At 41.6% G+C, this 17287-nt stretch carries 20 protein-coding genes and 1 pseudogene; 14 read left to right on the plus strand and 7 right to left on the minus strand.

From position 1 onward, the window contains the following. The first annotated feature begins 15 nt into the window (after positions 1–15). Together FTT68_RS06995 and FTT68_RS14060 are read left to right on the plus strand one after the other, a co-directional pair. Positions 16–438 (plus strand): prepilin-type N-terminal cleavage/methylation domain-containing protein, encoded by a 423-nt coding sequence (locus FTT68_RS06995; RefSeq protein ID WP_180175251.1) that lies wholly within the window; start codon positions 16–18, stop codon positions 436–438. Between the two features lie 56 nt (positions 439–494). Then, positions 495–626: pseudogene (locus FTT68_RS14060) on the plus strand (type IV pilin accessory protein); the annotation flags it as partial. Positions 627–669: 43 nt separating this feature from the next. Here the strand turns inward: FTT68_RS14060 and FTT68_RS07000 are convergent. Next, complete coding sequence (locus FTT68_RS07000; RefSeq protein ID WP_180175241.1) at positions 670–810, minus strand: hypothetical protein; 141 nt, start codon at positions 808–810, stop codon at positions 670–672. On the opposite strand from FTT68_RS07000, the gene FTT68_RS07005 reads away from it, so the two are divergent. Next, positions 779–2419 (plus strand): PglL family O-oligosaccharyltransferase, encoded by a 1641-nt coding sequence (locus tag FTT68_RS07005; protein WP_180175252.1) that lies wholly within the window; start codon positions 779–781, stop codon positions 2417–2419. The genes FTT68_RS07000 and FTT68_RS07005 overlap by 32 nt on opposite strands. A gap of 111 nt (positions 2420–2530) precedes the next feature. Here FTT68_RS07005 and bfr read toward each other — a convergent pair whose 3' ends face one another. The 6 genes from bfr to gmk form a co-directional block, all read right to left on the minus strand. Further along, entirely contained in the window at positions 2531–2995 is a 465-nt protein-coding gene (gene bfr / locus FTT68_RS07010) for a bacterioferritin (protein ID WP_180175253.1), read from the minus strand. A 226-nt stretch (positions 2996–3221) separates the two neighbouring features. Continuing rightward, complete coding sequence (locus tag FTT68_RS07015) at positions 3222–3416, minus strand: bacterioferritin-associated ferredoxin (RefSeq protein WP_034597991.1); 195 nt, start codon at positions 3414–3416, stop codon at positions 3222–3224. A gap of 154 nt (positions 3417–3570) precedes the next feature. After that, positions 3571–3954 (minus strand): RidA family protein, encoded by a 384-nt coding sequence (locus FTT68_RS07020; RefSeq protein WP_005180461.1) that lies wholly within the window; start codon positions 3952–3954, stop codon positions 3571–3573. A 71-nt stretch (positions 3955–4025) separates the two neighbouring features. Then, complete coding sequence (locus tag FTT68_RS07025) at positions 4026–6125, minus strand: bifunctional (p)ppGpp synthetase/guanosine-3',5'-bis(diphosphate) 3'-pyrophosphohydrolase (RefSeq protein ID WP_180175254.1); 2100 nt, start codon at positions 6123–6125, stop codon at positions 4026–4028. Between the two features lie 223 nt (positions 6126–6348). Next, a complete protein-coding gene (gene rpoZ / locus FTT68_RS07030) occupies positions 6349–6630 on the minus strand; it encodes a DNA-directed RNA polymerase subunit omega (RefSeq protein ID WP_005013174.1) in 282 nt (93 codons plus the stop codon). Positions 6631–6706: 76 nt separating this feature from the next. Next, entirely contained in the window at positions 6707–7330 is a 624-nt protein-coding gene (gene gmk / locus FTT68_RS07035) for a guanylate kinase (protein ID WP_045795273.1), read from the minus strand. A gap of 135 nt (positions 7331–7465) precedes the next feature. On the opposite strand from gmk, the gene ispH reads away from it, so the two are divergent. The 11 genes from ispH to trmD all read left to right on the plus strand — a co-directional run bounded on the left by ispH (position 7466) and on the right by trmD (position 17261). Beyond that, on the plus strand, positions 7466–8416 hold the full coding sequence (gene ispH / locus FTT68_RS07040) for a 4-hydroxy-3-methylbut-2-enyl diphosphate reductase (RefSeq protein ID WP_045795274.1): 951 nt from the start codon (positions 7466–7468) through the stop codon (positions 8414–8416). A gap of 163 nt (positions 8417–8579) precedes the next feature. Continuing rightward, the gene (locus FTT68_RS07045) at positions 8580–9005 is read left to right on the plus strand and encodes a Tfp pilus assembly protein FimT/FimU (protein WP_180175255.1); all 426 of its coding nucleotides are present in this window, start codon (positions 8580–8582) and stop codon (positions 9003–9005) included. Positions 9006–9015: 10 nt separating this feature from the next. Beyond that, on the plus strand, positions 9016–9462 hold the full coding sequence (locus FTT68_RS07050; protein WP_179992164.1) for a prepilin-type N-terminal cleavage/methylation domain-containing protein: 447 nt from the start codon (positions 9016–9018) through the stop codon (positions 9460–9462). Continuing rightward, positions 9455–10303: a PilW family protein gene (locus FTT68_RS07055; RefSeq protein WP_180175256.1), complete on the plus strand. Its 849-nt coding sequence runs from the start codon at positions 9455–9457 to the stop codon at positions 10301–10303. The genes FTT68_RS07050 and FTT68_RS07055 overlap by 8 nt, the downstream gene beginning before the upstream one ends. Next, positions 10300–11076: a hypothetical protein gene (locus FTT68_RS07060; protein WP_180175257.1), complete on the plus strand. Its 777-nt coding sequence runs from the start codon at positions 10300–10302 to the stop codon at positions 11074–11076. The genes FTT68_RS07055 and FTT68_RS07060 overlap by 4 nt, the downstream gene beginning before the upstream one ends. A gap of 10 nt (positions 11077–11086) precedes the next feature. Then, the gene (locus tag FTT68_RS07065; protein ID WP_180175258.1) at positions 11087–14677 is read left to right on the plus strand and encodes a PilC/PilY family type IV pilus protein; all 3591 of its coding nucleotides are present in this window, start codon (positions 11087–11089) and stop codon (positions 14675–14677) included. 2 nt (positions 14678–14679) lie between these two features. Continuing rightward, positions 14680–15084, plus strand: a complete 405-nt coding sequence (locus FTT68_RS07070) for a type IV pilin protein (protein ID WP_180175265.1) — start codon at positions 14680–14682, stop codon at positions 15082–15084. A gap of 8 nt (positions 15085–15092) precedes the next feature. Then, positions 15093–15512 carry a type IV pilin protein gene (locus FTT68_RS07075; protein WP_166138009.1) on the plus strand — a complete coding sequence of 140 codons (420 nt, stop codon included), beginning with the start codon at positions 15093–15095 and terminating at the stop codon, positions 15510–15512. 138 nt (positions 15513–15650) lie between these two features. Beyond that, positions 15651–15908 carry a 30S ribosomal protein S16 gene (gene rpsP / locus FTT68_RS07080; protein ID WP_131260619.1) on the plus strand — a complete coding sequence of 86 codons (258 nt, stop codon included), beginning with the start codon at positions 15651–15653 and terminating at the stop codon, positions 15906–15908. Between the two features lie 28 nt (positions 15909–15936). Continuing rightward, positions 15937–16485 carry a ribosome maturation factor RimM gene (gene rimM, locus FTT68_RS07085; RefSeq protein ID WP_180175259.1) on the plus strand — a complete coding sequence of 183 codons (549 nt, stop codon included), beginning with the start codon at positions 15937–15939 and terminating at the stop codon, positions 16483–16485. Positions 16486–16511: 26 nt separating this feature from the next. After that, entirely contained in the window at positions 16512–17261 is a 750-nt protein-coding gene (gene trmD / locus FTT68_RS07090) for a tRNA (guanosine(37)-N1)-methyltransferase TrmD (protein ID WP_180175260.1), read from the plus strand. The last annotated feature ends 26 nt before the right edge of the window (positions 17262–17287 follow it).

Genomic DNA, 17287 nt, shown 5'->3' on the forward strand with positions numbered 1-17287 from the left:
TTTGTGGAGAATGTTATGAACGCTCAAAAAGGTTTTACCTTAATTGAATTAATGATCGTTGTAGCGATCATTGGTATTTTGGCTGCGATTGCGTTGCCAGCTTATCAAAACTATATGAAAAAAGCTGCTTACTCAGAAGTAACAACAGCAATGGCTGCTGTTAAATCAGCTATTGATGTATGTTATGCACAGGAATCAGCTTTAGCTTCATGTGATACTGCGGCAGAAATTGGTGAAACATTACCATCGGGTTTAACTAATAAAGCATTGAATAAAATCGAGATTACTGAGGAGACAGCAGCGATTGTAGCTACTCCAAATGCTTATAAAGGTATTGATGCTACTAATGATACTTGTACTCTAACACCTACTGTTGCAGGTCAACGTTTAGAGTGGAACTACTCAGGTGGATGTGTTACTGCTGGTTATGCTAAATAATTGTTTAATAAATAAAAAAACGCATCAAATCTGATGCGTTTTTTTTAGCTATTTTAAAAACTTTAGCAAAATATCCAAAAGCAGATGCTTGGTTACCCTTAAAAGCCAATGCAGTAGATATGGTCGTTTTAGTCAATAAAGAATCCGCATCTATCATCAAAATAGTAGACCTAAGACCGTGGAAATAATTTCATAAGTTAAAAATGGGGAATTTAAGTATTCCTCATGTGATCATCCCATTTTAAAACTGGCAGAATTCCAATCAAACTTGCCACACAAAGCACTATCATCTTGCTTAAAAAAATATAAGATAGAGCCAGTTTTTTGGTCTATTTTTCCTATGAAATCTGCATTGCTATTTTTGGCTGCCATCCTCATCTCCCTTGCATGGTTATTGCCCATTCACTACCGTCCGTGGGTCACTTATACAGGCGAACTTTACGCATTTTTTGCTCTGTTTACCCTTGCAGCCTGCCTGTTTAAAGAAAAATTACAGATACCTAAAATCAGCCTGCCTTTACTGGCCTTAACCGCTGTCCCATTTATTCAATGGGCCTGTGGTTTGCTATTCTTTTTTGACAAAGCCCTATTTAGCAGCCTGTATATTTTTGGTTTTTGGCTGGCAATTGTACTGGGTTATAACCTGACCGTAGATGCTGCGCAGCGAGAAAAAATATTTACAGGTTTGAGTTTCGTCTTTTTAGGTGTCGGCACGATCACTGGTCTCATGGCCATTTGCCAATGGCTCACCATCGACCAGTATTTCCCGTTTATGGTCGATATTCGTACCGGCCAGCGTCCTTATGCCAACTTTGCTCAGCCGAACAATATGGCAACCTTTCTGGTCATGTCCTTAATGGCCTGTTTATATCTGTATGAAAAACAAAAACTGAAAACAGCACTTTTGGTTGCAACTGGTTTGGTGATCTTAAGCGGGGTGGTGCTGAGTCAATCGCGTACCTCTTGGGTCGCCTCGCTGTGTATTTTGGCCTATCTCGGTTATCAGCAGTACCAAGGCTATATCCGCCTGAAATGGTTCTATAGCGCGCTCTGGTTTACCACTTTTGTCGGTTTAATCTTTATTGCACCTTCCGTAAGTCAGCTACTCTCTCAAAGCGCAGATATAGCGGTACAGTCTCGTGATGTGGTACAGCGCGCTACCGGTGATATGTCACGGCTGGCAATCTGGGAGCAAATGCTGCATGCAATAGGCCATCAGCCCTGGTTTGGTTATGGCTGGCATCAGACTAGTGTCGCTTACACGACGATTAGTGAATTTTTTCAGGGACCGGTATGGATTCGTAGCGCCCACAATGTGGTGCTCGATCTGCTGCTCTGGAATGGTCTGCTGATTGGCTTGCCTTTGTTGGCTTATCTGGCCTATTGGGGTTATCAGCTACATCGGCAGGTGAATTCAACTGTTTCAGTGATTGGCCTGTTGATGCTCGGTGCCTTCCTGATTCATGCCATGCTGGAATTCCCGCAGAACTATGCCTATTTTCTGCTGCCCGCCGGTTTTATCTTGGGAATTGTACAATCGCAACGTCCAAATGCTGGCGTGCAGTTATCGCCAATATTCATGCGGGTTAGCTTTGGCGTGGGCTTAGTCCTGCTGCTGCTGATTTATCGTGATTATGAAGTGATGGTGCCAAAGCTGAATCAATCGGTGCGTTATGAAAAGACACCGGAAAAAATCACCAATCAGGATCAGATTTATCTGCTCGAGGAGTTTAACCGCCGCATTGCCTGGATTCGTCTGAATCCGTATAGCCAGCAAAGCCCAGAGCAATTACAGCAGATTCATGAGATTGTGCTGAATTATCCAACCCAGTATGACCTGCTTAAATATGCCCGGGTGCTGGCATTTAATGGCTATGAAGCCGAAGCCAAACAGCAGCTGGAGCTGTTAAAGACTTTGCGAAAGGTCGAGGTGGATTATGACAGCTTGCTGGATGGGGCAGAAATCAGCAAAGAGCCGTAAATTATCTGCTGATTTTTAAGGCTGCTGTTTGGGATTTGAAACACATTGCTCAATCCATAAAAAAGACCGGAACTCCGGTCTTTTTTGTACGCTTCATCTTTTTAATTGAACTTAGAGTTGACTTTGAATATAGTTTTCAATACCGACAGATTCAGTTAAATCCAGTTGCGTGGTTGCCCAGTCCAGATATTCTTCTTCTTTTTCCAGAATTTCCTGAACCAGATCACGGGTCACATAATCCATTTCCTGTTCAGCCAAAACGACGGCTTTCTGAATGGCTTCAATATTTTCTTTGACTTTACGGACATCACAGTTCAGCACTTCAACGGTGTGCTGACCAATATACAGTTTGCCCAGATGTTGCAGATTTGGCAGACCTTCTAGAAATAAAATCCGCTCGATAATTTTATCGGCATGTTTCATCTGACGAATTGATTCTTTATATTCCGCCGAACCGAGTTGCTCAATGCCCCAGTCATTAAACATGCGCGAATGTAAAAAATACTGGTTAATCGCCGTTAAATGATGATACAGCTCCTGATTCAGCTGATTAATCACCTCACGATTGCCTTTCATTGCACTACTCCATCTCACAATTTCTGCCCTAAACAGTTTTAAGGCAATCTAGAGCTTTATCTTAAACAAGATGATGCAGGATGGCGAGTAATTTATTGAACAGCAAATGAAAATCGTCATCAATGTGATTCGGCAGCAATGCCTGGTCGGGCAATAAAAACCCGCTTGAGTCAGAAGCGGGGGAGGAGAGTCGGCCCACGGACCGAAGGATTTATTCTTATTGGAATTAGGCAGCAACTGCGAGACGGCCAGCAAGTTCGGCCACCTCATCGCTAATAATGGCACGTGCTTCAGGGGCACAGCGGCCACAGCAGGTTCCCAGATCCAGCAGGTCACGAATTTCACGATAGCTTTCAGCACCATTCGCTACGGCGTCTTTAATGTCTTGATCTGTAATACCACGGCATAAGCAAACGTACATGAATGCAACCACAATAATTGAAATAAGATAAGTGTTATTATTGATAATTATTATCGTTTGTCAATAAAAATCATTTGAAAATTCATTTGTTGTGATTGGGTTTTTGAATAAAAAAATACCATCTTATCGATGGTATCTTTTTTGTACAACTAAGTTATTGATTAATAATCACCACGCCATCCATTTCAACCAGTGCACCTTTGGGCAGGCTGGCCACACCTAAAGCGGCGCGTGCTGGATATGGCTGGGCAAAATATTCACCCATAATCTGGTTCACCAACTGGAAATTAGATAAATCGGTCAGGTAGATGTTCAGTTTGGCAATATCAGCCAGCGTGCCACCTGCGGCTTCACAGACGGCTTTCAGGTTGTCAAAAACACGGCGGATTTGCGCTTCAATGCCTTCAACCAGTTCCATGCTGTAAGGATCAAGGCCAATCTGTCCTGACAGGTACACGGTATTGCCAACTAAAATGGCTTGAGAGTATGTACCAATGGCAGCAGGCGCATTTTCAGTATGGATCACTTGGCGGGACATCGATTTCTCCTTTTATAAGTATGGACAGCATAAACGATTAGCCGGGCAGGCCCGGGACTATCGTATCATGATTAACAGGCTTTGGATGTTTCAGCAATATTGGGCGGCAGTTCCAGACGGATAATCCGCGGGAAGCCAAAATGCATACGCAGGTCGCGAATAATCTGGGCAATCTGCTTACGGTTATTCACCACAATATTGACATAGGTTTTGGCATCGTGGCTACGGACCATTTCCACCCCTGTCTTGGCTTTACGGCATTGATAGATCAGGTCAGAAATCTGTTCATCATTCATTTCAATATCAATGCATAAATAGGCGGTGAAGCTGACGTCATCGACATCATCCGAGTTCCACTGTAGCGGCATGATATTTTCCGGATGCAGATGCTGTTCATGCAGCAGGTTATGGCAACGCGCACGATGCACAATTAAACCCCGGCGGGATAAATGGCCTTGAATCGGATCACCCAGTACCGGATTACAGCAATGCGCATATTTAACATCAATGCCTTCGGTGCCCTGAATCAGACGATCCGAAACTTCCGAGTTGCTGTCCTGTGAATAAAGATGGTTGGCCACCAGTTGGGGTAACAGGTCACCGACTGCAATCTGTTCGAACAGGCGTTCTTTACTGTCGATATGACGCCATTGCAACAGGTTAATCCAGTCGTCTTCGCTTAAATCTTTAATCGAACAGTTAAACAGTTTTAAGGCACGGTTAAGGGCCTGCTCACCCACCAGACGCTGCTCATCAATATCCTGATCACGCAGAATGTTTTGCAGGGCACGGCGCGCTTTTTGGGTATTAATAAAGCTGAGCCAGTCCGGGTTTGGTGTCGCTAAAACATCGGTAATCACTTCCACCACCTGACCGCTGGTCAGCGGGGTCGATAGCGGTTTGATTTCTCCATTAATTTTGGCACCGACGGCATGGTTCCCCAGGAACAGGCTGGCTGAATAGGCAAAATCAACCGCGGTAGCACCTTGCGGTAATTCATGCAGATGACCATGCGGGGTATAAACCCAGATTTTTTCCTGATGCAGATAATCCAGCAGCTCGCTAAAGGTGGTTTTGGCACAGGCGCCATCAATCAGCACGTTTAGGTTTTGCATCGAGGCCTGAATCGCCGAGCGGCAGGCTTGCGGTGCATTCTCACCGAGAACCACGCCAAAACGGGCTGCTTTACGCATCAGCTCGGTTTGAATGGTTAAGGATAAGGTGGTTTCTTCACCTTTCAGGCGCAGCATCAGCGACTGGTTGCCCCCCGGTAAGGGCCGGCGAATATGATCGGCAAAATGCAGCACCTGAAAATGTTCACGTAAAATATCGGCTAAGCGGTCACAGTCGGCAATGCTTTGCAGAATAATTTCAAAGGCGTGGCTGTGAGTCAGCTCTTGCAGGTCGATGTCATTTTTAACGAAATAGCGAAGCAGTTCGATATTGTTATTTTTCTTTTTAATCCGGCCGCTAATCTGATGATATTGCAGCAGCTCGGCCAGGTTCTTTTCCCATTTGGCCTGATATTCACAGCGTTTCGGCTTGGTTTCTAGCAGGGCAGCCTGAACATTATTGAACATATCCAGATCAAGATTCTGGTAGCACAGATGTTCCAGGTTGTCGGCCATTTCATTCATGCCGACAATACGCGCCATCGGCACAAAAATATCAAAGGTTTCCTGGGCAATGCGGGCACGTTTGTCTGGGCGCAAGGCATCTAGTGTGGTCATATTGTGATAGCGGTCAGCCAGTTTAATAATGATCACACGCGGGTCTTGCAGGGTCGCTTGCAGAATTTTACGGAAGGACGCGGCTTTATTGTATTCTTTATCGCTGGAATGGCTGAGTTTGGTCACGCCATCGACCAGTTCGGCCACGGTCCGACCAAATTTTTCAGTAATATCTTCTTTGCTAAATTCGGTATCTTCAATCACATCATGCAGCAGTGCCGCCATCAGGGTTTCGGCATCCAGACGCATATGTGCCAGAATGCAGCTGACCGCAATCGGATGCAGAATATAAGGCTCGCCGCTTTTACGGGTTACGCCATCATGCGCCAGATCGGCATAGTCACAGGCCGCAAGCACGCGCTCGCTATCGCTTTCACTCAAGTAAGCGTCGATAATCATATTTAGTTGCTGTTTGGCTTGGCTGACCTCTGCGCCTGGCATATACCACCTTTAACTACAATGCTCGTAACAATCACAAAAACTGATCTTCTAATGAAAAACATATTGCATGACTTGTCAATTTTTTTCACCGAAAATATCGAAATAAAAGCTCGTTGTAATTACGAGTTCCGATGCTTATGTTATAACGGTTATTGCGCAAATATTAAAGTTCAAATAATAAAAAAGCCTAGTAAAAAACTAGGCTTTTTCAGGATGTATTTTCTTATTGGAAAGAAAAACCATCTAAATTCAAGTTATTTGCTGAAAGTGCAAGGTCAAGGCTAGAGGCTTGGTAGTCCTGATCTCGTTGTTTCAAAATGTCTTTAGAAACGTGGCCTTCTGCAATTTCACGTAAAGCAACAACGGTAGGTTTGTCGTTGTCCCACTCAACGGTAGGTTCAATTCCTTGACGTGCCAATTGACGCGCGCGTTTGCTTGCCACTAGTACAAGCTCAAAGCGGTTGTCTACATGGTCTAAACAATCTTCAACGGTGACGCGTGCCATAAGAGTTCTCGTTTGAATGGTAAATTTAAACAGACTGTGCAGTATAAGGTGCTTTGTCTGAAGACTCAAGTTTTAATCAGGGTGCTGTAGGGGTAATCAGCTTCTGGATCAGCTCCTGGTGACGGTTGGCCTGCTGGCTTAACACCAGACGGTTGGCAATAATCACGGCTTCTAGGTCATGCAGTGCTTTATTGAAGTCATCATTGATAATCACATAGTCAAAGTTGACATATTGCTGCATATCTTCTACCGCACAGCTTAAGCGATGTTCAATCACATCGACAGCATCGGTGCCGCGATTGGACAGGCGCTGGCGCAAGTCAAACTGGCTTGGCGGTAAAATAAAAATCTGTTTCGATTCAGGAAAAAGTTTGCGCACCTGCTGCGCACCTTGCCAGTCAATCTCTAGCAGGACATCGTGACCTTTGGCCAGTTGTTCTTTGACTGTGGCTTGGGCTGTTCCATAATAATTGCCAAAGACTTCGGCATATTCAATAAAACCGCCTTGTTGCACCAGGTCGATAAAATCCTGTTTCTGGGTGAAATGGTAATGAACGCCGTCCAGTTCGCCAGGACGTTGACCACGGGTCGTGTGGGAAACAGAAACGTGCAGATTGTTGACACGTTCAAGCAGGGCTTTAACAAGGGATGTTTTGCCTGTTCCTGAAGCTGCAGAAACGACAAACAAGAGACCCGACATGATATTTTTCCTGATATGATAAAATATCTTCTCTATTTTAGAGCAGAGCTGGCTTAAACAAAATAGTTAAGCATCTATTTGTTTGCATTAATTTCGCATCTGTCTGCAAAAGTTGAAATGAATATCGAGGGTTCTATGGAAATTGTATTGGCTAATCCACGTGGTTTTTGTGCGGGTGTGGACCGTGCAATTGCAATTGTGAATCGTGCCCTTGAATGCTTTAATCCACCAATTTATGTGCGTCATGAAGTGGTGCATAACAAGTTTGTGGTGGATGATTTACGTCAGCGCGGTGCGATTTTTGTAGATGAGCTGGATGAAGTGCCAGACGACAATATCGTGATTTTTAGTGCCCATGGCGTGTCAAAAGCCGTCCAGCAGGAAGCGGAACGCCGTGGCCTGAAAGTGTTTGATGCCACCTGTCCGCTGGTGACTAAGGTACATATTGAAGTGACCAAATATGCCCGCGAAGGGGTTGAAGCGATTTTAATTGGACATGAAGGCCATCCTGAAGTGGAAGGCACCATGGGTCAATATGACAAGAAAAATGGCGGTGAAATTTATCTGGTGGAAGATGAAGAAGATGTTGCGGCTTTAAGCGTGCGTCATCCTGAAAAAGTCGCATTTGTTACGCAAACCACGCTGTCGATTGATGATACCGCCAAAGTGATTGATGCCTTGCGCCAGAAATTCCCGCAGATTCAGGGGCCGCGTAAAGATGATATCTGTTATGCCACCCAGAACCGTCAAGATGCGGTGCGTGATTTAGCCAGTCAGTGTGATGTAGTGCTGGTGGTCGGGTCGCCAAACTCGTCGAATTCGAACCGTTTACGTGAACTGGCCGAACGCATGGGTAAACAGGCGTATCTGGTCGATAATGCCGATCAGCTGGATCAGGCCTGGTTTAATCCTGAAACAAAAATTGGCGTGACTGCCGGTGCGTCTGCTCCGGAAATTTTAATTAAACAGGTGATTCAGCGTTTGCAGGACTGGGGGGCAACCGCCCCTGCCGAGCTTGCCGGTCGTGAAGAGAACATTACCTTTAGTTTACCGAAAGAGTTACGTATTCCTGTAACTCAGGCTTAAACTGAGAAATAGATAACAATCTAATTTTTCTTTTAAAAATAAGCAGATGATTGTGATATGACAGTCATCTGCTTTTTTGTGCCTTTTATCTGTTCTGTGTAGTTTTTGTAACTTTAATAAGTATGATTTTAACTGGGCCAACATTTTTGCCTAGGGGGAGAGCATGCGAAAAAGTCAGGGATTTACCTTAATTGAGTTGATGGTCACGATTGCGGTGCTGGCGATTGTGGCGATGATGGCAGCGCCTTCAATGAATAACTTTAGAAAGAATCAACAGCTTAAAGAACAGGAAAATAAAATTAAATTAGCACTCGCAGAAGCACGTACAGAAGCACGGTTGCAAAATAAACCTATGATTGTTTCATTTAGTACACCAAGTTCAAATGCTATTAATACGATTTTTGTAGATATTGATAGTTCTAAATTCAATTTTAATATGCGTAATAAAAAAATAATTTTTTACAGTAACGGTTTGGCTGATACCTCAGATGGAGCATGTTTGAGTATTTCAGATGTTGATGGTGAGCGCACTAAAGCATTAAAAATAGAAAAATTGGGAATACTTTCAACTAGTAACAGTTGTTCTTGAGGTTGAGTGAATGATAAGTAGTCAAAAAGGTGTGGGCTTAATTGAAATTATTACTTCTTTAGTCATTCTTGCAATCGCTGCTATGGGATTTGTTGCCTTGCAATATCGAACCTTGGAAATGGCATCCGAATCTTTAAGTCGTGTTGAAGCTGTCAATATAGCTCGGAATTTATCTGAGCGGATGTATGTGAGTCGTACCTCTTATACGAATTGTTTTAAAGGGTCATGTTCTGGAGATACATTTGCAGGTAAGGATTGGAATGAAATGCATGAGTTGGCGGCCGCTAGAGGTATGAATATAGGAGTCTATAAATGTCCAGAAACGACAAATGGGCGTCAATGTATTTATGTTGCTTGGGGCGAGACAGATGCTAAGCCTGGTTCTTGCACTGAAACTGCTAAATTTGCATATAAGTCTGATGCCAAGTGTGTAGTGGTGGAGGCATTCAATGAATAAATCTCATCTAGGTTTCACACTTGTTGAGCTTATGGTATCTCTGGTACTTGGCCTCATTATTGTCGGGGCGGCTTTTCAGATGTTGCTGTCTGGGCAACGTAGTTTAGCATTTCAAGAGTCTATTCAAGGGCTACAAGATAATGCAAATATAGGTATTAATTACGTTGCTGATGATATTAAGCTTACAAACCTCAATCTGACATTCACTGAAATTAAGCCAAATCAAGTATCTGGTTTAATTGTAAAAAACACCAACTATCTGACCGGAGCTGCGAGTACAAATGTTTCTGGCGAGGGGGTTAAATCATCTTTTATAGCTGATAAAAGTGACGTATTGGTTATTCAATATAAACCAGATCAATCTAAAGAATATGATTGTGAAGGAAATACGATCAGTGCAAATGATGTTGTTGTTCAACGCTACTTTGTAAGACGTGATGATAACGGCGCGACACATGATTATGTTTTAGCATGTGATGCAGGAAAATATAAAGAGGGTGTTGCGTTATCTAGCTTAGATGGTAAAGGTCAAATTATTATGAAAGGAGTTGATCTTTTTAAAGTGCGTATAGGTGTTAAAGATAAAGATAATAATTTGTCATATAAAACTTTAGGTGAATTTGCTGACGAACCTAATACATCTAAAGCTGTTTCTTTGCAGATAGGTATCTTGGCACGTTCTTTAGATAGTATTAGTGCTAATTCGGAAGAAAAGCTCAGCTACGAGATATTTAGTAAACCTTATTCAATAACAAAGCCAAACACGGTGAAGACAAAATATGTTTGGATTCCTGTTGAACGAACCATTGCTTTACGCAATGGATTGGGAGAAGAGCTATGAATAAAGCCAGTCAACAGGGTTCAACGATTGTAGTTGTTATGGTGGTTGTTATCTTACTCACCATTATTGGTGTCATGGCTATGCGTGGCGGTATGTTTGGTCTAAGAATTGCGACCAATAGTCAAGCCAATAATATTATGGATCAAAATAATGACGCATCGTTTTATCATATTGAAAACCTAGAATTTATTCAAAGCCAATTGATGGGTACAGGTCTATTGGGTTTTCCAAAGATGACGGATAACCGCAATAAGGAATTAGTACTTTGTTATCGTGGTAGTTCAAGCAAATTCTATCAATTAGGCAAAGTGAGTTTAGTCTATTCTGAATTGGATGGCAGTACAGAAAAGCTCAAAATAGAACATGTAGGTGGTTCTTCAAATATGGGTTTCTGCCAAGTTAATGATTCGAAATCTGACTTTGTGAGTGGTCGTGGTGCTGCGATGACTCAAATTGCTGTACGCATATCCGGATATCCTGAGGATGAACCATTTGCGCATTATCAAATTGGGACTGATATTGAAAATGCAAAGTTAGAGGATACATTACGTGTAGTGATTACCTCCACGACTGTTATGCCTACACTTAGTTCTGCCAAAGATGAAACTATTAACATGTGTATGCAAAACTTAAGTTATATCGATGATTCTAGTTCTGACTTGCAAACAGTTTCAGAGTGCTTAAGTGGTGCAAGTGTGCCTTATAAAACTCAAGTCGCAGAATACAATTTAGGACAGTTTATTAAGAAATATGTTGCTCCAGCAAGCTCATAGGAGAGCCGTTATGAAAAATAGCACACAGATGAAAAAAAAATGGATGCAATTTAAAGTATCGGCTTTATCTGCATCAGTGACAGCTTTAATTTTAAGTGGTATTCCTACTCAAATCTCAGCGTCCGATATTGATATTTATCAGGCGGGTGGAACAGGAGCGATTAATATTTATTATATGCTTGATGTGTCAGGAAGCATGGGGGAAGTTCGTGTAGTTAATGATTATAAGCATACTGCTAATATCTCTCATATAAGCTGCAAACTAGAAAGAGAAGAGGGACGAAACTATATTAAACGGACGTGGGGTGGTGATAGTGTTAGATGGGCTGCTTTTGATTATGTAGGCCCTGGAAAAGGTCAATATAAGGAAAGTGGTGATAATTATGAATTTGTAGGTTCTGGAAATGGGAGTTATCAGCGAACGAGACAAGAGATTTATCCCTTTATCGGGGCTACTCGATATAGTCGATCGGATGAATTTGAAGTTATGGCAAATAAGTGTGAAAACACAAAAAATATTTGTCATGACTATCAAATACTTGATAAAAATTTAATAGAAAATAATTATATTTATGCTTATAAGGGCGAAGCTTATTGTCAAATAGATGAGTCTTGGTTGGATGAGTCAAATGCCAAAGATAAAAATTACTTAAATAAGATTAAGCAAATATGTGAACCTGTTTCTACTGGAGCAAAAGGCTATAATTGTTTGACACGATTGGCGAATTTGAAAAAAGGCTTTTTTCAATTAATTAATTCTGAAAATACTACAGAGAGTCATAATTTTGCCCTAGGCCAATATACTGGTTCTAGTTCTAATGGAGGAATAAAAACAATACTAGATTTTACATCGATGAATGAAGATGGTAAGGTAAAAATCTCAAAACTTGTGGAGGCACTAAGACCTAATGGTGGTACACCGATTGCGGGTGCATATCGTGAAGCTGCTAATAAAATGACAGCAGGAAATGCTTTAAGTAATGCAAAACCTTCTTGTAGTGGTAATGGAATCTATTTTCTAACAGATGGGCAGCCTGATCCATCATCAACCAATTTATTCGAAAGTGAAAAGGTGAGCGATTCCGAGCTTACAGACTATTGGCAACGTGTTGCTGGTAAAGCTCAAGATTTATATAACCATGCAAAATTAATTAAAACAGCAACCGTAGGCTTTGGTGGAGAATATTATCTATCGAGTGATTATGCAAAAAATGGAAATTTTAACTGTAACGTTTATGACCATCCAGAAAAGGGTTTGTGTTTATGGGGCACGAAAAATAGGCAGTACGGTCAGGGTGGTTTTTATAATGCACAATCTGCTGAAGACATTGTAAGTAGTATTAATCAGTTTGTGAGTGATGTTTCGGTACCAATCGAAGGTGCTACAATGGGAACCAATACTATCCCTGTCGATGCTTTAGATTCTACACGACTCCAAAATTATTCATATTTCCCGATGTTTAAGCCAATTGCTGGTGGTAAAGAGCAATTATGGGCAGGTAACCTTAAAAAGTTTGCAGTTAAAACGAGTACGGGTACAGTTGTAGATCAATCAGATAAGCCTGTATTTAAAGATGGAAAAATACAAGAAAAGTTAAGCGATTATTGGTTTGAAGCGAATGGTAGCTCTGATGATGTTTATATGGCATGGGGTGGTTTATTAAGTAAACTTAAAGTTCATCATAAGCCATTAATCACATCTGGAAATTTGGGTTTTAATCGGAATGTCTATTTAGATATTGGGGTTAATAACGGTAATGATCTAAAGCATGCAGTGGCCGATGTTCTTAAAGGTAGTGAAACTTTAGAAAATAAAAAACACTATTTATATGGGTTATTGGGGTATTCAAAACTCACCCAAAGTGATTTCGATGCGTTGGCGAGTAAATCATACAATGAGCAACTCAGCTATCTGCAAACTAAAACTAATACTAAAGATTTCCAAATGGGTTCAGTGATTCACTCAACGCCAATTATGTTGACGCAAAAAGGCGTGTTTGAGGAAAAAGATGGTGAATATGGGGTTACTACAAGAGAAGACTATATTTTAGCAGGTACCACGCAAGGCTTAGTTCAAGTTGTAAACGCAGATAATGGTAAAGAAGTTTTTAGTTTTTTACCGAGTGAGTTTTTAACACGCACAAATAATCCACAAGAAAAAGGATTTGCTGAATCACTTGCATTGGATCGTTTTACAACGGCTAATACTGATAAATTTTTCTACGGAATTGATGGACCGTGGGTTGCACATACTGAATACGAGTATATCTTTGAAGACGACAAAGAAATTATGACAGCCAAAAAGCAATATGCTTATGGTGGTCTTCGTATGGGTGGTAGAAGTTATTATGCACTGGATTTAACAGATCTGGGTAAGACTTCTGGTAAACCAAAACTTCTATTTGCTATTAAACCGGATGATCATACGACTGGAGCTTTGTCTTATATGGGAGAAAGTTGGTCGAAACCAGTCATTACTTATATTCCTTGGAAAGGACAAAAAAAGTTAGCCATGATTGTAGGGGGTGGCTATGATCGCTTATATGAAAAACAGCTGAGTAACACTGAATTAAGTGGAACTGTTAAAGGAAATGGAATCTATATCTTTGCTGCTGAAGATTTGGATACCAATACTAAAGCGGGTACTTTGTTGTGGTGGGGAAGTAGTAATGCCACTTCTAAAGGTGGTGCTATTGAGTCTACAGAAATTAAAGCAATGACACATAGTATTCCATCACGTGTGAAAGCGGTCGACCGTAATGGTGATGGTATTACAGATCACTTGTATATGGGTGATTTGGGTGGACAGGTTTTCCGTATTGATTTTAATTCAAAGTTGGGTTCAAGTGCCGCGAGTAGTAACCTAGTATATCAAGCAAACAAAATAGCAGACCTAAATACCACTGGTAAATCTCCAAGACGTTTCTATGAGGCTCCGACCTTTACCATTCATAAAGATGATAACGGTAAACGCTTTGCAATGGTGACCTTGGCTTCAGGTGATCGTAGTAGTCCATTAGACACGGGCACGTCTTATCCTCAAGATTATGTTGTTGCAATTAAAGATGATACTGTGACGTCTAGTCCAATAGGTACTCCTACATTAATTACCCTAGATTCGATGCACGATATAAGTGGTACTGGTAGCTTTAATAAAGGTACTCATAAAGGCTGGTTTTTTCCAATGCCTAAAGTAGGTAAAGATGCGAAGCATCAAGTAAGAGCAATGGAAGAAGGTATAGCATTAGACAATGATTTGTACTATTCACTTTTTAATCCTGATGAAAGTACTGCTAAAGATGGGGATGCAACAGAATGTACTGGCGGGATTGTAGGTAGTAGTTCAGCTTACAAATTTTGCCTGCCTTATGGTGATAAAACTTGTTTTGGAACGACTACATCCACCAACCCTGAGAAAATTGGAGATTTAGGTTCAGGTATTATAGGTTTAACATTTGGTACTGGTCGCTCAACAGCTACTAATAGAACCTTAATTTTTAATAAGGATATTGATCCTAAGCCACCAGAATATACGGTGTCTGACAAATTGATACCTAAACGATGGTTTGAATATTTACCAATTAATTCTGGTGGTGACTAATGATGAAAAATATTAAAGGATTCACTTTAATAGAGCTCATGATCGTTGTTGTCATCTTGGCAATTGTGGCAGCTATAGCGCTGCCTAGCTATCAAGCTTATGTGCGTAAAGGTAATGAAAAGCTTGCATTACAACAAATTGCTGCTTTGAGTCTTGAGCTTGAGAAAGAGAAGTCACGTAACTTTAGTTATGAAGGTATGAATGGAAAAAGTGTGACAGCAAATGCAGGAACAAAACATGTTTATACAACTACTGTCACTTCAGAGTTAAGAAAATGGTCAATAAAGTCTTGTGTTAATCAGGCCTTAGATGATTCAAGTTTATATAAAAATTATGCATCGAATAGTCAGGGGGCAACATGTGAATGGTCTGATACTTCTTGTACAGTACCAGTTAATTGCCAATGAGGAGTCAAATGAAATCATATAAACAAGGTTTTACGCTCATTGAATTAATGATTGTTGTGATCATAATTGGTATTTTGGCTGCAATTGCTTATCCAAGCTATACGGGTTACCAAGAAAGAACCAAACGCGTTGAAGCTCAAAGTGTGATGTTAGATATTGCGCAACAGTTATCAGCATACAAAGTTGCACACGGAAGTTATAAAGATGCATCGACAGCAGCATTTATTACAACGAATGTACCCGATGACGTAAAGAATAATTATGCTCTAGGTTTAGTGCTTGCCAATAATGATCAGACATGGACACTCACAGCAACTCCGGTGCCTACTGGAAAATTACAAGGTACTGGTGCAATAACGTTAGATAGCACAGGCAAACAGTGCTGGGAGAAAACTTCCGGTGCATGTGAGCCATGGGACGGTAAATAAACCCAAAATTGTAGCCAACCATTTTTTGATCTTTCATTCAGGGCAAACTTCGCGTAAAATACTGCCCTCTATGAAAGGGGTTTGAAATGTATCGATGGTCGGTACAGGGATAATCCGTAAAAACTATAAGGTTGTATCATGGTAGTTATTCGTCTTACTCGTGGTGGTGCTAAAAAGCGTCCATTCTATCAAATCGTTGTAACTGACAGCCGCAATGCGCGTGACGGTCGTTTCATCGAACGTATCGGTTTCTTCAACCCAACAGCTCAGGGTAAAGCAGAAAAACTTCGTTTAGATGCTGACCGTTTTGCTCACTGGGTTTCTCAAGGTGCTCAACCGTCTGAACGTGTTGCTTCTTTAGCTGCTCAAGCGAAAAAAGCTGCAGCTGCTGCATAATTTTTAGAAATTAAGTCGTAGGTAGCCCATGACACCAACACAGAATGTGCCCGAAGATCGTATTCAGATTGGACAGTTACGTTCAGCTTATGGATTAAATGGGTGGCTCTGGGTCTATTCCAACACAGAACCTATGAGCAACATATTTGACTACCTGCCTTGGTACATTGAAACCAAAGCAGGTTGGCAAATGGTTGATGTAAAACGTTGGAAACCACATGGCAAAGGCTTGGTGGTCAGCTTAAAAGGTGTGAGTGATCGCACCGCAGCAGACAACTTGGTTGGCGCAAATATCTGGATTTCAAAATCGCAACTGCCTCAACCAGGTGTGGACGAGTATTACTGGTCAGATTTAAAAGGCTTAACGGTGTTAGGCTTGGATGATGACGAACAGGAAATTAATCTCGGTCAAATCCATGAACTGTTTGAAACAGGTGCCAATGACGTGATGGTGGTTCGCGCAACTGCCGATAGCGTCGATGGTGAAGAGCGTATGATTCCATGGCATAAAGATGTGGTACAACGCGTTGATCTCGAAGCGGGTCGTATTTACGTCAATTGGGGCGTAGATTACTAATATTTTTGGAAATACGGGAGTCTGCGATGTTTTTTGCAGTCATTACGCTTTTTCCTGAAATGTTTGAAGCGATTACACGTTTCGGTATTAGCGGGCGCGCAGCACAACGTGATTTGATGCAAATTCATTGTATCAATCCTCGCGATTATGCTGAGGGTAACTACAAACGGGTGGATGAACGTCCATTTGGTGGTGGTCCCGGTATGGTGATGATGGCTGAGCCACTGGCAAAAGCAATCCGCCGTGCCAAAGAACTTGCTCATGAAGCAGGTGCGGTCAACGTACCGGTGGTGTATATGTCACCACAAGGTCAAACCTTAAATGAACCCGCTGTACAAGAATTTGTTCAATATGACGGATTAATTGTGCTGTGTGGCCGTTATGAAGGTGTCGATGAACGTTTAATCCAGAAATATGTCGATCAGGAATGGTCGATTGGGGATTACGTGTTATCGGGCGGTGAACTGCCTGCGATGGTGTTATTAGACAGTATTATCCGGAGACTTCCGGGTGCCATGTCTGATGAACAATCCCATGTGCAAGACTCCTTTGTGGATGGTCTGTTAGACTGCCCGCAATATACAAAGCCTGACCATTTTGAAGGTTTGGATGTGCCTGAGGTATTGAAATCAGGTCATCATGCAAATATTGAAAAATGGCGTTTTTTGCAACGTTATCAGCGTACACTTGAACGTCGACCTGAACTGGTTGAACAAGTGGAACTGACCAAACAGCAGGAAAAATGGCTAAAAGATTTGCCAGAACATAAATCTTAATTTATGCTTCGGGCGCAATGAAAGCT

The organism is Acinetobacter sp. Q85-2 (assembly GCF_013420555.1).
Lineage (GTDB): Bacteria > Pseudomonadota > Gammaproteobacteria > Pseudomonadales > Moraxellaceae > Acinetobacter > Acinetobacter indicus.

Excerpts from the sequence above, each read along its gene's own strand:
- FTT68_RS06995 (WP_180175251.1), top strand. The coding sequence starts at position 16 with ATGAACGCTCAAAAAGGTTTTACCTTAATTGAATTAATGATCGTTGTA.
- FTT68_RS07005 (WP_180175252.1), top strand. The coding sequence starts at position 779 with ATGAAATCTGCATTGCTATTTTTGGCTGCCATCCTCATCTCCCTTGCA.
- FTT68_RS07000 (WP_180175241.1), bottom strand. The coding sequence starts at position 810 with ATGGCAGCCAAAAATAGCAATGCAGATTTCATAGGAAAAATAGACCAA.
- bfr (WP_180175253.1), bottom strand. The coding sequence starts at position 2,995 with ATGAAAGGCAATCGTGAGGTGATTAATCAGCTGAATCAGGAGCTGTAT.
- FTT68_RS07015 (WP_034597991.1), bottom strand. The coding sequence starts at position 3,416 with ATGTACGTTTGCTTATGCCGTGGTATTACAGATCAAGACATTAAAGAC.
- FTT68_RS07020 (WP_005180461.1), bottom strand. The coding sequence starts at position 3,954 with ATGTCCCGCCAAGTGATCCATACTGAAAATGCGCCTGCTGCCATTGGT.
- FTT68_RS07025 (WP_180175254.1), bottom strand. The coding sequence starts at position 6,125 with ATGCCAGGCGCAGAGGTCAGCCAAGCCAAACAGCAACTAAATATGATT.
- rpoZ (WP_005013174.1), bottom strand. The coding sequence starts at position 6,630 with ATGGCACGCGTCACCGTTGAAGATTGTTTAGACCATGTAGACAACCGC.
- gmk (WP_045795273.1), bottom strand. The coding sequence starts at position 7,330 with ATGTCGGGTCTCTTGTTTGTCGTTTCTGCAGCTTCAGGAACAGGCAAA.
- ispH (WP_045795274.1), top strand. The coding sequence starts at position 7,466 with ATGGAAATTGTATTGGCTAATCCACGTGGTTTTTGTGCGGGTGTGGAC.
- FTT68_RS07045 (WP_180175255.1), top strand. The coding sequence starts at position 8,580 with ATGCGAAAAAGTCAGGGATTTACCTTAATTGAGTTGATGGTCACGATT.
- FTT68_RS07050 (WP_179992164.1), top strand. The coding sequence starts at position 9,016 with ATGATAAGTAGTCAAAAAGGTGTGGGCTTAATTGAAATTATTACTTCT.
- FTT68_RS07055 (WP_180175256.1), top strand. The coding sequence starts at position 9,455 with ATGAATAAATCTCATCTAGGTTTCACACTTGTTGAGCTTATGGTATCT.
- FTT68_RS07060 (WP_180175257.1), top strand. The coding sequence starts at position 10,300 with ATGAATAAAGCCAGTCAACAGGGTTCAACGATTGTAGTTGTTATGGTG.
- FTT68_RS07065 (WP_180175258.1), top strand. The coding sequence starts at position 11,087 with ATGAAAAATAGCACACAGATGAAAAAAAAATGGATGCAATTTAAAGTA.
- FTT68_RS07070 (WP_180175265.1), top strand. The coding sequence starts at position 14,680 with ATGAAAAATATTAAAGGATTCACTTTAATAGAGCTCATGATCGTTGTT.
- FTT68_RS07075 (WP_166138009.1), top strand. The coding sequence starts at position 15,093 with ATGAAATCATATAAACAAGGTTTTACGCTCATTGAATTAATGATTGTT.
- rpsP (WP_131260619.1), top strand. The coding sequence starts at position 15,651 with ATGGTAGTTATTCGTCTTACTCGTGGTGGTGCTAAAAAGCGTCCATTC.
- rimM (WP_180175259.1), top strand. The coding sequence starts at position 15,937 with ATGACACCAACACAGAATGTGCCCGAAGATCGTATTCAGATTGGACAG.
- trmD (WP_180175260.1), top strand. The coding sequence starts at position 16,512 with ATGTTTTTTGCAGTCATTACGCTTTTTCCTGAAATGTTTGAAGCGATT.